13 protein-coding genes are annotated in these 14,331 nt (G+C 48.1%); 6 read left to right on the top strand and 7 right to left on the bottom strand.

Annotated elements, in window-relative coordinates:
- Nucleotides 1-64: 64 nt before the first annotated feature.
- Nucleotides 65-934: an aldo/keto reductase gene (locus tag H0G69_RS09515; protein WP_240164352.1), complete on the top strand. Its 870-nt coding sequence runs from the start codon at nt 65-67 to the stop codon at nt 932-934.
- 59 nt (nt 935-993) lie between these two features.
- Here the strand turns inward: H0G69_RS09515 and H0G69_RS09510 are convergent, their stop codons facing one another.
- The 3 genes from H0G69_RS09510 to trpX are packed head-to-tail and all read right to left on the bottom strand — an operon-like array spanning nt 994 to nt 3,639.
- Nucleotides 994-1,758 carry an ABC transporter ATP-binding protein gene (locus H0G69_RS09510; RefSeq protein ID WP_033935004.1) on the bottom strand — a complete coding sequence of 255 codons (765 nt, stop codon included), beginning with the start codon at nt 1,756-1,758 and terminating at the stop codon, nt 994-996.
- The gene (locus H0G69_RS09505) at nt 1,751-2,650 is read right to left on the bottom strand and encodes an ABC transporter permease (protein WP_006500753.1); all 900 of its coding nucleotides are present in this window, start codon (nt 2,648-2,650) and stop codon (nt 1,751-1,753) included. Before H0G69_RS09505 ends, H0G69_RS09510 begins: the two co-directional genes overlap by 8 nt.
- Nucleotides 2,647-3,639 (bottom strand): tryptophan ABC transporter substrate-binding protein, encoded by a 993-nt coding sequence (trpX, locus tag H0G69_RS09500; protein ID WP_033935005.1) that lies wholly within the window; start codon nt 3,637-3,639, stop codon nt 2,647-2,649. Before trpX ends, H0G69_RS09505 begins: the two co-directional genes overlap by 4 nt.
- Nucleotides 3,640-3,989: 350 nt before the next feature.
- Here trpX and H0G69_RS09495 point away from each other — a divergent pair, with 350 nt between their 5' ends.
- Together H0G69_RS09495 and sufU are read left to right on the top strand one after the other, a co-directional pair.
- Entirely contained in the window at nt 3,990-5,219 is a 1,230-nt protein-coding gene (locus H0G69_RS09495; RefSeq protein WP_180304798.1) for an aminotransferase class V-fold PLP-dependent enzyme, read from the top strand.
- Complete coding sequence (sufU, locus tag H0G69_RS09490; RefSeq protein WP_180304797.1) at nt 5,200-5,637, top strand: Fe-S cluster assembly sulfur transfer protein SufU; 438 nt, start codon at nt 5,200-5,202, stop codon at nt 5,635-5,637. The genes H0G69_RS09495 and sufU overlap by 20 nt, the downstream gene beginning before the upstream one ends.
- Nucleotides 5,638-5,731: 94 nt before the next feature.
- Here the strand turns inward: sufU and H0G69_RS11095 are convergent, their stop codons facing one another.
- Together H0G69_RS11095 and H0G69_RS09480 are read right to left on the bottom strand one after the other, a co-directional pair.
- Nucleotides 5,732-6,817, bottom strand: coding sequence for a C40 family peptidase (locus H0G69_RS11095; RefSeq protein ID WP_275691263.1), 1,086 nt, complete (start codon nt 6,815-6,817; stop codon nt 5,732-5,734).
- Nucleotides 6,818-7,011: 194 nt separating this feature from the next.
- Complete coding sequence (locus tag H0G69_RS09480) at nt 7,012-7,521, bottom strand: flavodoxin family protein (RefSeq protein WP_006500748.1); 510 nt, start codon at nt 7,519-7,521, stop codon at nt 7,012-7,014.
- A gap of 168 nt (nt 7,522-7,689) precedes the next feature.
- Here H0G69_RS09480 and H0G69_RS09475 point away from each other — a divergent pair, with 168 nt between their 5' ends.
- Both H0G69_RS09475 and H0G69_RS09470 read left to right on the top strand, forming a co-directional pair.
- The gene (locus H0G69_RS09475; RefSeq protein WP_180304796.1) at nt 7,690-9,237 is read left to right on the top strand and encodes an ABC-F family ATP-binding cassette domain-containing protein; all 1,548 of its coding nucleotides are present in this window, start codon (nt 7,690-7,692) and stop codon (nt 9,235-9,237) included.
- A 197-nt stretch (nt 9,238-9,434) separates the two neighbouring features.
- On the top strand, nt 9,435-10,379 hold the full coding sequence (locus tag H0G69_RS09470; RefSeq protein WP_180304795.1) for an L-lactate dehydrogenase: 945 nt from the start codon (nt 9,435-9,437) through the stop codon (nt 10,377-10,379).
- Between the two features lie 75 nt (nt 10,380-10,454).
- Here H0G69_RS09470 and H0G69_RS09465 read toward each other — a convergent pair whose 3' ends face one another.
- Nucleotides 10,455-11,786 (bottom strand): DUF2325 domain-containing protein, encoded by a 1,332-nt coding sequence (locus tag H0G69_RS09465; protein WP_180304794.1) that lies wholly within the window; start codon nt 11,784-11,786, stop codon nt 10,455-10,457.
- Between the two features lie 199 nt (nt 11,787-11,985).
- Here H0G69_RS09465 and H0G69_RS09460 point away from each other — a divergent pair, with 199 nt between their 5' ends.
- Nucleotides 11,986-13,071, top strand: coding sequence for a DHHA1 domain-containing protein (locus H0G69_RS09460; protein ID WP_180304793.1), 1,086 nt, complete (start codon nt 11,986-11,988; stop codon nt 13,069-13,071).
- A gap of 32 nt (nt 13,072-13,103) precedes the next feature.
- Here the strand turns inward: H0G69_RS09460 and H0G69_RS09455 are convergent, their stop codons facing one another.
- Nucleotides 13,104-14,096, bottom strand: coding sequence for a LacI family DNA-binding transcriptional regulator (locus H0G69_RS09455; protein ID WP_180304792.1), 993 nt, complete (start codon nt 14,094-14,096; stop codon nt 13,104-13,106).
- Nucleotides 14,097-14,331: the final 235 nt, after the last annotated feature.

Raw genomic sequence — 14,331 nt, 5'->3', positions numbered from 1 at the left:
ATTGCCTAGTTCTGATTTTATAATATGCTTACAATTGTTAGATAAAAAAGAAAGAAGGATCATAATGGACAATCATTTCACAAGCGTTACTTCGATGCGGCGCTTAAACAATGATGTTGAAATTCCATGTGTCGGTTATGGGACGTTTAGAACGCCGGAATCAGTGGCTAAACAGTCAGTTATGGATGCAATTGAATTGGGCTATCGGCACATTGATACGGCTGCGGTCTATGAAAATGAAGTTGGCGTAGGCCAAGGAATTGCTGCTTCAGGCGTTGCACGGGAAGAGCTTTTCGTTACCAGCAAGCTTTGGAATACCGAGCGTGGCTATGAAAAAACGAAAGCCGCCTTTCAAGCCACCCTGGATCGGTTAAAACTTGATTATCTGGATCTTTATTTGATTCATTGGCCAGCCAACGAAAAACAGTTTGGTCAGGATGCCGAAAAGCTGAATGCTGAAACCTGGCGGGCGATGGAAGATCTTTACAATGAAGGCAGAATTCGGGCAATTGGTGTTTCGAATTTTTTGCCACATCACATTAAGGCTTTGATGAAAACAGCTAAAATCAAGCCAATGGTCGACCAGATTGAGGTTCATCCCGGCTGGCCGCAGACAGAAGCAGTTCAGTGGCTGCAGGAACAGGATATTCTGGTTGAAGGCTGGGGTCCATTAGGCGGTCAGGGAGCTAAAGTCTTAGTTAACGATACGATGAAAGAAATTGCCAAAGCTCATGGCAAGTCAACGGCTCAGGTTGCGTTGCGCTGGGAATTGCAGCAAGGCGTTTTGCCACTACCAAAGTCGGTTCATCGTGAACGCTCGGCACAAAATATGGAAATCTTTGACTTTGCGCTTTCAGAGTCTGAAATGCAGATGATTCAGGCGTTGCCAAATCTTGGTGGGCAATGTGCCAAACCTGATGAGGTGGATTTTTAATGATGCTGACTAAAAGACATTCCGTAGTGGTACGGAATGTCTTTTTGAATGTTGTTGTTTTACATCTCAAAGTAGGCATACAGATCGTCAACCGTTAATTGAGCTTTTTCAGCTGCGTTATAATCGGCTTTGATCTGGCCATCTTTTAAAACGATCAGCCGGTTGCCGTATTTGAGCGCATCTTCCATATGATGAGTAATCATCAATGCCGTCAGATGATCTTCAGTGATGCGCTGATTGGTAGCGTGCAGCAGGTTGCGTGCCGTGTGTGGATCCAAGGCGGCAGTATGCTCATCAAGCAGCAGAATGTCTGGTCGCTTGAGCGTAGCCATCAAAAAGCTCAAGGCCTGCCTTTGCCCGCCGGAAAGTGCTCCGGTTGGCGTAGTCATACGATTTTCCAAGCCATTGTTCATTTGCGCGGCCAGCTTGGTAAATTCTGCCATTCGCTGCTTCAAGCGGCGCGGCATAAGGTGACGTTTTTCGCCGCGCTTGGAAGCCAGCAGCATATTTTCAGCAACCGTCATCCGGGGTGCCGTTCCTAGCTTAGGATCTTGAAAAACGCGGGCTAAAAAAGTAGTGCGCTGTTCTTCGGTTGTTTTGGTAATATCAGCGCCGGCATGAAAAATCTGCCCGGTGTCGGCTTTAAGATTGCCGCCGATAACATTGAAAAGGGTTGATTTACCAGCACCGTTCGTCCCAACGATGGTAATGAAGTCGCCGTCGTTGATGGTTAGATTGATGCCCTTTAAAATCGTGGTTTCGTTGGCAGTTCCTGGATTGACGATTGTTTTGACGTTTTTTAGCTCAAGCATTGGTTCAGTCATTGGTTTGGACCCCCTTAAAGAACGGCTTACGAATGTGGAATAGCTTGTCCAGCTGTGGCAGCATCATGCACAATGCCAAGACGATTGAAGAGATCAGGTTGAGATCGTTGGCACTGAATCCCAGCTGCAAGACTGCCAGCAGAATCAAGCGGTAGATGATGCTTCCCAAGGTTACGGCAACCAGTCGCTGCGACAGTGTCAGCTCACCAAAGGCAACTTCGCCGATGATGATTGAAGCCAGGGCGATTACGATGGTTCCAATCCCCATGTTGACATCGGCATAGCCATTGCTTTGAGCAACCAGCGCGCCGCAAAGTCCAACCAGTCCATTAGAAATCATAAGACCAACGTTGATCGTGGCATCGGTATGGATCCCCAGTGATTTAGCCATTACGGGATTGTCGCCGGTTGCAATAAATGACTGGCCATAGTCGGTGTCCAAGAAAAAGATCAGCAGGAGCGTGATAATGACGATTACGACCATGCCCAAGACGACGCTGTCAAAATACTGCGGCAGCGAGGTCATAAACGATCCAGAAAAAAGCGTCTTTTGGCCCAGCAGTGAGATGTTCGACTTACCCATAATGCGCAGGTTAACAGAATAGGTGGCCGTCATCGTCAGAATCCCAGCCAGCAGGAATGGAATCTTTCCTTTAGTGTACAGCAGCCCGGTTACCAGCCCAGCCAGCATACCGGCGCCAAATGCCAAAAGGGTTGCGGCCAATGGTGAAAAACCATGCGTGATTGCGGTAACGGCTACGGCAGCCCCTAATGGAAACGTGCCTTCAACCGTCATATCGGCGAGATTCAAGATGCGGAAGGTTAGGTAAAGGCCCAATCCCAGCAGTGCCCATAACAGACCCTGGCCAATTGCGGATACGATCAGATTCATTTGATTACCTCCCCATATTTTTCGGCTTCACGCTGGAAACTGGCTGGAACGTGCAAGCCCAATTTGCGTGCCTGCTTTAGATTCAAGACCGGCTCGCCATGACGGATGTACTTAATGGCAGTCGTGGATGGCTTCTTCTTGCCCTTTAGAATATCGGCCGTCAACTTACCGCCTTCAACGCCCAGCTTGTATTGATTGATGCTGTAGGTAGCGACCCCGCCTTGCTTAACCATCGTGTCGACAGCTGGGAAAACGGGCTTATTGACGGCATTGGCATTTTTGACCAGTGTCTGCATCGCGCCGGCAATCGTGTTGTCAGTTGGTACGATTACAGCGTCAACTTCACTCAGCATTTGTTGTGAGACTTGATTTAAGTCATTGCTGTTGGAAATCGAGTAAGCCTTCAGATTTAAATGCATCTGCTTGGCATATTTCATGAATTCCTTATATTCAGTGACGGCGGAACTGTCGCTGGAAGTGTAGATGATCCCTAACGTCTTGGCGTGCGGCATAAATTTGTGGACCAGCTGCAGTTGTTCCTTGACCGGTGCCTGATCGGAAATCCCGGTGACGTTGCCGCCAGGACGCTTGTTGTTCTTAACGAGACCGGCTCCTTGTGGATTGGTTACGGCACCTAAGACGATTGGAATCTTTTTGGTTGAGTTGGCCAGTGCTTGGGAAGCTGGCGTGGTAATCCCAAAAAGGACAGTTGAGTTTTCATTGACCAGCTTGTTGGCCATGGTTTTTAAGTTGCTTTGATCACCATTGGCATTTTGATAGTCGATCGTAATGTTTTTGCCATTGTGATAGCCTTCTTCGGCCAGACCATGGACAAAGCCTTTGTAGATCTGATCCAATGCGGGATGATGCATCAAGGTTAAGACCCCGACTTTGGGCTTGGCCTGTTTGACGATGCCGCCATTTTCCTTGAAGTAGGCGACCCCAAGAAAGGCAAGTAAAATGGCGATTACGGTATACATTCTTTTCATGGCTTTTTGCCACCTTTCCGAAACCTTTTGAATAATTGCTGCTTGATAAAATAAAAAGAGGAAGCCAGTCTGCAGGCCTCCTCTTGGGAAATTAAAAAGCCCGCATGTGGTTCCATGCAGGCTTGCATTATGAAATAAGCCGGCACAGAATGGATCTGACTTCCCAGACCGCATTCCGTGCGATCTGAGCTACCGGCTTTGCCAACGAATATTAAGTTGGATGCGGTTGTAACTCATTTGCTTATCTCCTTTCGCGTGTTTGATTGTTTTAAAGTATAATCAGTGTCACGATCTTTTGTCAACTAAAAGTTAGATTTTTATGAGTTTTTTCTTAGAAGAAGGCGAGCCAAGTGGATATTGAAAGTATTAAACAAGATTTTCCCATTCTTAAGCAGCGAGTTAACGATGAGCCATTGACCTATCTGGACAGCGCGGCGACGGCTCAGATGCCGACACCGGTTTTAAAGGCGATTGAGCACTACTACCAGCATGATCATGCCAACGTTCATCGGGGCACGCATACGCTGGCGCAGCGGGCAACTGCAGCCTATGAGACGGCTCGGAAAAAAACCGCCGCCTTTATCAATGCCAAGCAAGCTGAAGAAATCGTTTTTACGCGTTCAACAACGGAAAGCATTAATTGGATCGCGCAGGGACTGAGTGAGCTGATTAAGCCAAATGACGCGATCATAGTGACGATAATGGAGCATCACAGCAATCTGGTTCCCTGGCAGCAGCTGGCTAAGCGAACCGGGGCTGAGCTGAGGCTGATCGACTTAAATGATCGTCAAGAGCTGGATCTTAACGATGCTGCGCGCAAAATCGATTCACGAACCAAAGTAGTAGCCATAGCCCATGTTTCAAACGTTTTGGGCGTAGTAAATCCTATTTTAAAAATCAGTGCCATGGCGCATCAAGTCGGGGCCTGCCTGGTCGTTGACGGAGCCCAGGCCGCGCCGCATCTGCCGGTTGACGTACAAGCACTGGACGCGGATTTTTATGCTTTTTCTGGTCACAAGATGATGGCGCCAACCGGAATCGGCGTCTTATATGGAAAAATGGCTTGGCTGAATCGGCTCTGCCCCAGTCAGTTTGGCGGTGAGATGATTGATCAGGTTGTTCAGCAGACGGCCACTTTTAAACCGGTTCCCTGGCGCTTTGAGGCTGGTACGCCCAACATCAGCGGTGCGATTGCCTTAGGCGCGGCGATTGATTATTTAAGCCAGTTTGGCATGCGAGCGATTGCGGAACATGAACAAGAACTGGCTGCTTACGCGATTCCTAAACTGTTGGCAATTGATGGCTTGACGCTTTATGGCCCACAAGATCGGCATACTGGCGTCTTGGCGTTTAATCTGGCTGGCATTCACCCTCATGACGCGGCGACGGCTCTTGATCTGGAAGGGGTAGCCATTCGTGCCGGTCATCACTGCGCACAGCCTTTGATGGATTATCTGGGGGTCAATGCGACTCTGCGGGCCAGTTTTTACCTGTATAATGATCAAAAAGACGTTGACCGCTTGATTGATGCGATTAAGGCTACAAAGGAGTTTTTTGAAAATGGGTTTGAGCAAGCTTAATTATTTATATCGCACGTTGGTTTTAGCACATGCCAGCCACCCGCATCACCAAGGAAAACTACCGGACGCAACCGCGCAGACCACACTGCATAATCCAACCTGCGGCGATACCATCAATCTGACAGTCAGGATCGATGACGACAAGATCAGCGACCTTAAGTTTACCGGCAGCGGGTGTACGATCTCGCAAGCCTCAGCCAGTATGATGGGCGATGTTTTGATTGGCAAATCGGTGTCAGACGCCCAACAGCTGATTCAGGCTTTTTCGAATCTGGTTATCGGTCAAAAAATCAGTGCCCAGGCGCAAGAACAGCTCCAGGATGCCGCAATTCTGGGCAGCGTGGCACAGTTTCCGGCTCGAATCAAATGTGCGGCACTGGCCTGGCACGCGGCCCAAGCAATTCTAAAAGAAAACTAAAAGACGCCCGTTCGCGGATGATGCGATCGAGCGCCTTTTGCTTAAGAGCTTGTCTTAAGCGTTAAGTTGATAAGAATGTTGATAAGTTTTAAAACTATTGCATAACGATGTAGTAGTTAGGACGGTAATATTGAATATTGCCTTCTTGCACGTTTTGACCAGGAGTTGGCGCTTGAATGTAGTTGCCATTTCCTTCTGCAATTGCAACGTGGTATGGTGCTGAATCGGTTCCCCAGAAGTAGAGAGCTCCCGCGGGTGCGTTTTCAACATCATAGTAGTGAGTTCCCAGCGTTGCCTGTTGGGTCGTCGTGCGATAGCTGCTGGACAGACCATAGGAGTACTGAACCAGTCCGGAACAGTCAAAACCGCTTGGCGTATTGCCGCCCCAGACGTAAGGAACGCCAATCATTGACTGCGCGGTTGCCAGTCCCTGACCAGCTGCCACGTGGCTGGTTGATGCCGTTGAAGTGGTGCTTACACTGGCGGCATCCGTTAAGCCATAGGTAATCGTGTAGTTGGCCATTGCGGCATTGGCAGCGGCTGAGTTGGACTCATAGGTGGCTGAAGATGCCGTGCTGGCTGCTGATTCGGTTGTTGCGGCTGCCGGCGTTGCAGTAGTTGTTGCGGAAGTCGTTGCTTCAGTTGAGCCGGTCGCGGCAGCAGTATTCTCATTAGCAGACGAAGCTGATTGAACGGATTCTGAATCAGCAGACTGAGCTGATACTGTATTGGTCGTTTGGGTATCAGTTGCAGCATCACTCGAAGCCGTCGTTGAGGCAACGGCTTGACTGGCAGTATCTAAAGCACTGGAAACAATTGCCGCTGAACTTGAGCTGGTGCTTGAATCAGCAAAAACGCTGGCGCTGACGGAACCAGCCGTGGAACTGGCCGTCGTAGTCTTAGTCGTCTGACGCTGGCTGTTCTTTTGTCGATTGATGGTCGTTTCTGGAATCGTAATCCGCTGACCAGGGAAGATCAGATCCGGATTGGAAAGTGAGTTTGCCGAAACGATTGAAGAAACCGTGGTCTTGTATTGCTGTGCATAGGCCCAGATCGTGTCGCCCGAAGCTACGGTAACCGTAGTATCAGCATGGGCAGTCGTCTGCGCGGCGGTCATGGCTCCGGCAGCACCCACGGCAGCAATTAAGGCCTTAGCTGCTTTTTTCTTGATAGTAATCACTCCATGTTTTTGTTTTTTGCTCAGTTGTGCGAAATTCCGCACGGTTTTTAATTTAACAAGACAAAATGATGGGACAGTGAAGACTATTTGAAAAAAATATGAAGTCATTTTGAACCTGGCAGAGACAAAAGACCGTTATCAATTGACTTAACGGCTGGAATGACTGACAGAACTGCTGCAAGCCTACTTGCGATTTAGTTAAGACTTTTGCCCAACTCGTAGGCCAGGTCGGGATAAAATCTTAGATGATGTGGTGTGGTTTCCTTGCCAGCTAAGACCTGTCCAGCAAACTTCCAGCCCAGGTGATCAAAAATCGCCTTGAATTCAGACTTTAGCGGGTCAAAATCATTGTGCGGCGCGCTGGCAACCAAAATGGCCTGTTTGTCATCATGCAGCTGCTCATCACGCTCGCCCATATGATCAATGACGGCCTTCATCTGTGAGGACATGCCATAATAAAACATTGGCGTGGCAAAAACGATCAGATCAGCGGCTACCATTTGATCAAGCAGTCGTTCAGTTACGGCATCACCTGGCAATAAGTGATTGTCGGCATCCATTTTAACGGGAGCCAAAGGGTGATGGCCGGCGTCAAAAATCGTAACGTGGTTGGCTGCTGCCTGGGCTCCTTTGATCAATTGATGTGCTAAGATCGTTGAAACGGCAGGGTCGTGGGGACTGCCTAAGATTGTCAAAATTTCCATGAAATGCCTTCTTTTTAGATTCTGCAACAATACAACAACTCTATCTTAGCACTGATAAATATTTTCAATGTCTCAGAAGCCTACCGCTGCCAATTGAAGGGCAAGCAAAGTCTGTGCTAACATGAAAAGCACGTTGTTTATTTTTGAAATTAGATGAGGAGAGAGAAAATGGCGGTTTTGGATGTTAGAAACCTGACGATGAGCTTTGCCGATAAGAAGCTTTATGAAGATGCCAGCTTTCAATTGGAAAAACATGAGCATATGGGGATCGTTGGTCAAAACGGGGCCGGCAAGTCAACTTTGATTAAAATCCTGATTGGCAAGGAGCTGCCGGTCGAGGGCGATATCAAGTGGCAGAAAAACACCAAGATCGGCTATTTGGATCAATACGTCGATATTCCACATGGGATGACGCTGATTCAGTTTCTGCATACGGCTTTTCAAGAGCTTTATGACATCAATGAGCAGATGAATGAGCTTTATGCAAGATATGCCACGGAAATGGATGATCGCCTTTTGGAACGAGCTGGCCGGCTGCAGGAACGTTTGGACGCGGCTGACTTTTACGAGGTCGAAACCAAAATTGAGCGCGTTATGAATGGGCTGGGGCTAAATGACATTGGCAAGGACCATGTCGTTGCCGAAATGAGTGGCGGCCAGCGCTCAAAAATCATTTTGGCCAAAATGCTGCTGGAAAATCCAGACGTGATCCTGCTTGACGAACCAACCAACTATCTGGACACCGCGCACATCGAATGGCTGATTGAATATCTGAATGATTTTGACGGCGCAGCCATGATTATTTCACATGACTACGATTTTTTGGAACGCGTGACCAACACGATCTGTGACGTTGCGTTTGGCAAGATTACCAAGTACCGTGGCAGTTTTATGCAGGCAATGCGGCAAAAGGCTGAGCGCAAGGAGACCCAGGAGCGCGAATACGAAAAGCAGCAGGAGGTCATTGAAAAGGCAGAGCGGTTTATTCGCAAAAACAAGGCGGGTTCCAAATCAACCATGGCCAAATCCCGTGAAAAGATGCTGGCCCGGATGAAGCGGATTGATCCGCCAACTGATAATCTAAAGGCGACGTTTCACTTTCCTTATGAAAATACCGGTTCTGCCAATGCCTTAAAGGTCAATCAGCTGTCAGTCGGTTATGGTCATCCGCTGCTCGCACCCGTGACGTTTTCGATGACGATGGGTGAAAAGCTGCTGTTTACCGGGTTTAACGGTGTCGGTAAGTCAACTTTGATCAAGTCGATTCTGGGCAAGATCCCAGCACTGCAGGGGACGGCTGCTTTTTCGCCTTCAGCACGGATTAACTACTTTGATCAGGATCTGGTGTGGGATGAACCTAATCTGACGCCACTGGAAACGATTCAAAATCTTTTTCCAACCATGCAGCCAAAAACGATTCGACAAAAGCTGGCCAAAGCAGGGATCAATGCCGCTAATACGCAAAAGCCGCTGTCGTTGTTGTCTGGTGGTGAGCAGACTAAGGTTAAGCTGGCCATTTTGGAACTGACGCCATCAAACTTTTTAATCATGGACGAGCTAACCAATCATTTGGATGATGAAACCAAGGAAGGACTCAAAAAAGCCCTGCAAGAATATCCCGGGAACCTGATCCTGGTCAGCCACGAGCAAAGTTTTTATCAAGGCTGGCTGGATAAGGTCTTAAACGTCGAGAAACTGAGCTTGCGCAAATCATAGTCAAATAAGCAGTCAGCTATAATTAAGCCGGCTGCTTATTTTTATTAAATAAATTAATTGAAAGCCGGCTGTCTAAAAGGATTAATCTTATTTTAATTTAGTTTTTTTAAAATGAGTTGACTTTGAATCTAAAAATGTTAAATTCTTAGTCATAAATTAAAAAGATTAAAAAAAGATTAGAAAGGTCGTGCGTAATTATGACGCGAAAAGTTGGTGTTATTGGTTCAGGAAATGTTGGTTCAACGCTGGCTAACAATATGCTGGTAGCAGGGACGGCGGATACGCTGGTATTGATTGATACCAACGAACTAAAGCTGAATTCGGATGCAACCGATTTTGAAGACGCGGCGGCCAATCTGCCAACTCATACCACAGTGGTGCGCAACGACTATGAAGCCCTGGCCGATGCGGATGTCGTCGTGATCGCTGTCGGCAGTATCGGCGTGCAGAATGACGATGCCAAGCATGATCGATTTGTTGAATTGAAGGTTACCAGCAAGGCCGCTAAAGAAGTCGGTACTAAACTAAAAGAAGTCGGGTTCCATGGCGTGCTGGTCTCAATCAGTAATCCTTGTGACGTGATTGCCGCGCTGTTCCAAAAGTACACTGGTCTGCCAAAGACTCGGGTAATCGGGACGGGGACGCTGCTTGATACTTCACGCATGAAAAAAGTCGTTGGTCAAAAGTTTGACGTTGATCCGCGCTCGGTATCTGGCTACAACCTGGGTGAACACGGCAACTCGCAATTCTCTGCTTGGTCACAGGTACGGGTCATGGGTCATCCTGTAACCGAATTGGCTAAGGATCGTGACGATGTTGATCTGGATCAATTGGCTGAAGACGTGCGGGCAGGCGGCTATGTCGTCTTCCATGGCAAGAAGCACACCAACTTTGGGATTGCGGCAGCGGCTCTGCGTCTGGTTACGGCCGTTTTGAATGACGCGCACGCTGAATTGCCAGTCTCCAACTTCCGCGAAGAATACGGCACCTATGTCGGCTACCCTGCCATCATTGGTCGCCAAGGACTGGTTCGGCAGCTACAGCTTGATCTGACTGATGAAGAAAAAGACAAGCTGGCTGCTTCGGCTAAATATATCAAGGATCGCTTTGATGACGTATCTGCCAAGCTAGACAACGAATAAAAACTACAGAAAATGAAAAAGGATGCGTCAGGTTTTGGCGCATCCTTTTTGGCTTTTAAAATAAGCAGCTGCTGATTAATCGGCGCTGACGTATTTTGCCATGTCCTGACCGCTGCTTTCGTAGGCATTGTTACCATTGAGAGCCCGGAAAATGGCGCGTTCGACAGCGGTATTGCTGGTCGTGGCGGCAATCGCAAATGGCCGGTCGTTACGCTTGGCATGGTGCGTGGTCAGCTGACTGATACGATGATGAATGCGGTCGATGCAGACGACAATCAGATCGGCATCCTTAACGGCCCGTTTGATCTTGCTGCTGGAGACGTTTTCTTCCATTGAGGCATCCAGACTGTAGAAGACGCCATGATGCTTGGCAACGACGGCTTTAAGATCCTGTACGCGGTCACGGGCCCCAGTTACCACTAAGACGCGTTTTTGATTTAAGTCGTAATCAAGCTTGTCGCTGTATTCGTGGCGTGTCTTTTTAACTTTTTTGGGCTGCTGCAGCTTGCGTGGCGCTTTGGTCGTATCAAACTCGTGCTCACTGTGAATCCAGCGAATCTCGCCAGCCTTGGCATCGCGCATTCCGTTGCCGTGATCATAGTAGGCAAAGTCGATGATCATGCCAGGCTTGAGATTCCGACTGGCATATTTGTATGGATCGATCACGATGGTATTGGCATGCGACTCATCCAGAATCGAATTGCCCTTGAGCGTCTTTTTGATCTGCAGGACATCTGAGCCGGCAACTGGTTCCAAAGTGGCATATTCAATAACTTTGGTTGGCGTCGTGCTGATTGCCAGATGGTCATTGGTAACACGATTGATGACGGGCAGTTTGCCATGGATCAAGCGCTGACGGTCCAGCTGCACGACATCACCATCATTGATTGGAAATGGCAGCTTGTGCAGAATGCTTTCTGAATAGAAACGATGATCGATTTCCGCGCCGCTTAACAGACGGTGGACGGGATAGCAGTTGTCGCGTGCCAGTAGTTCGACTTCCGAAAGCTCAGGTGCAGCTGCTGGTTCAGCCGGTGCTTCGTTTTTAGCAGTAACGGGGATGTCTCTTAAATAAGCCTGGTTGGCAGCTGCTTTAGCCGTTGACCGCTCAGGCTGCTTGTTGAGTTGCGGTTTTGCAGGCGTTTCATGCGGCTTGGGCGTTGGTGCCGCGGTCTGATTGATCAGCTGGCCTAGCGAGATCTTTGGGGCAGTGACGTTACGCCGAATCTGATAGCCTGGCTTGGCAGACTGTTTTTCAGTAGACGTCGGCTCTTTAACCGGCTGTAGCTGATTAAGCAGGTCGACGATGATCGTAAGACTGCGTTGGGTCTGCAGCAGACTTTCCGGGTCGCTGGCAGTATGGTTCAAAAGTTCGATTAGTTCATGACGATAATCATAGACCATCACAAGTACCTCTTTTCTAAAAGTTGACTGATTCCATCTTAGCAAAGCCAAGCGGACATGTCAGTTGCCAAGCATGAGATTATGGATGTTAAATCAGCTCAAGGGATGCTGAAATCAAAAAGCAGGTCGGTTTTGCTGGCGAAACGCTTATTTAGCTGTTGAATCGGTTATAATAAAGTCAAAATCACAAAGGAAGTTAGTTATGGCTAAGCGCAATATTAAAATTTTTTCGCATAACGATCTGGATGGCTTTGGGGCCCCAGTATTGGTCAAGACGGTCCAAGACGTTATGTTTCCCGATGCTGAGTTTGACTTGACCAGTATCGGTGCCGGTAGAATCGACAGTGAGCTGGACTACTGGTTCAAAAGTCCCGAAGCAGCCACGGCAACGGATGTCTGGATTATGGATATGACGCCAGACAGCGAGCATACGATGCAGGAGCTCAATCAGCAGTTTGCCAATCACTGGCTGGTTTTTGACCACCATGAGACTGAAGCGGCATTGCGGCAAAAGTTTGCGGCCAATACGGTTAAGCCTGCTGATGCAAAAATCAGTCCCAGCGCGACCAGCCTGGTATGGGATTGGCTTAAGACGCTGCCTGGCTTTGTTAAGCTGAATCAAGATCGGCAGCAGCAGTTGGCAGAACTGGTGGAGCTGATTCGTGCCTATGATACGTGGGATTGGCAAAATGATCCCGATATGAGCGAAAAAGAGCGTCAGGCAGCTGATGACTTCAATCAGTTGTTCTGGTTTTATCCGCTTGATTATTCTGAAGCCTTTGTGCAAAGTGTTTTTGACAAAGGCTGGACGGCGTATCGTCAAGACAATGACCTGCTAATTCAAACCTTGAACGAACGACGGGCTAAGTACTTAAAGTCGCACTTAAAAGACGTGGTTGAGGCAACGGCAGATGGGCACCGCTTTGGAATCGTCTATGCCAGCGACTATAAATCAGAGATCGCGCATGAGCTATTGGTACAGCAGCCGGATCTGGATGCCGCGCTGGTAATCAGTCCTAAAAGCGTTTCTTTGCGCAGCAATGGCAAAGTCGACGTGGCAAAGTTTGCGGAAACTTATTATCAAGGCGGCGGTCATGCCGATGCAGCCGGCGGACGATTGGACATTAACCCAATTCGCTTAGGTGAGCAGGCGGTTGCTGATGAGCTTGAACAGATGACAAGCGTCAAAAAAGAAGAAAAAGCAGAGACTGAAAGCACGTTGGCAGATAATCTCGATCCGGACATGGCAGCCAAACTAGCAGCCTTGTTTGGTAAAAAAGAAGACTAAAAAATCGGGTTCGTCAATTGGCGAATCCGATTTTATTTTGGCTGTTCTGCTACGCTGCCACGCTCAACCAGCTTGAACGGTACCAGTTCAGAAGGAGCATTGCCGAGCAGGTCTAAGACGCTGTTAACGCCGATTTGATAAAAGTCCTGGGTAACGCTGGTCAGTTGTGGATCTGTAACCTCGCAAAGAAAGGTACCATCAATGCTGACGATGGAAAGATCTTGCGGTATCTTGATTCCCATCTGTGCGGCCTGACGCATGATGCCCATTGCAACCAGATCACTGGCAGCAACGACCGCGCTCAGTTTGAGGTCAGCCCAGTATTGCATGATGGTCTGGCCAGCCTCATAGCTGTAATCGCCATATTGAATCCAATCCTGTTCAATTGGCAGGTGGTGTTCATACATGGCCTTTTGATAGCCGGCGCGGCGCTGGAGACCGGTATGTGAATGATCAATGCCAAAAAGGCCAATGCGGCGGTGGCCTTTTTTAATTAAGTATTCAACGCTTTGAGCAGCCAATTCAGTATTATCAGAACTGATAAACTGTAGCGGTAATTCATAAGAGTAGTTGGAAACCAGCCTAACCGGCAGCTGTGAATCCTGCAGCATTTTAAGGCTTTGCGGATCAATCTGGCTGCCAATCAGCAGAATACCGGCGCGCGGACCGGCCGTGGCATCTTTAATCGCTTGGTGGAGCAGCTGGGGACTGTGATTGCCGGCATAAAGGATAATAATATGATGATTATGGGCCAGGGCTGTCTGCTGCATGCCATCCAAGATTCCAGTCGAAAAATTGGTTGGTGGATTGCTGACGATTACGGCAATCTTGTCACTGGAGCGCGTCGCCAGTTCTGCGGCCGCGCTGTTTTTCTGATAGCCCAGTTTGGCAGCTGCATCCCAGACGCGTTGGGCAGTCTGAGGAGTATAGGTATTGGCTTTTTTGGCCATTACTCGTGAAACCGTCGCAATTGAAACCCCGGCTTGACGAGCAACGTCTTTGATAGTGGGTTTATTGGCGACCATTTTAATCAGCCTTCTTTCATAGCGCAATTTATATATACATTATATCATGCAAGTATTTTCTGTAAACGCTTACTTTAATGGTCAGCCTTTGGTAAGCAGATCTATTGTAAAAGATGGTATTGGTACATTGTTTGATCAAAATTAACAAATAATCAGTAAAATTAACAAAAATCGTTATTGATTAATCATTTATGTGTTCCATACTTTAAGTTAAGTGGAATCTCAATCAATTCAT

The sequence above is a fragment of the Limosilactobacillus mucosae genome (assembly GCF_013423865.1).
Classification (GTDB): domain Bacteria; phylum Bacillota; class Bacilli; order Lactobacillales; family Lactobacillaceae; genus Limosilactobacillus; species Limosilactobacillus mucosae.
The sequence above is the reverse complement of the archived record's forward strand: the minus strand, read 5'-3'. Positions and strand labels throughout refer to the sequence as shown.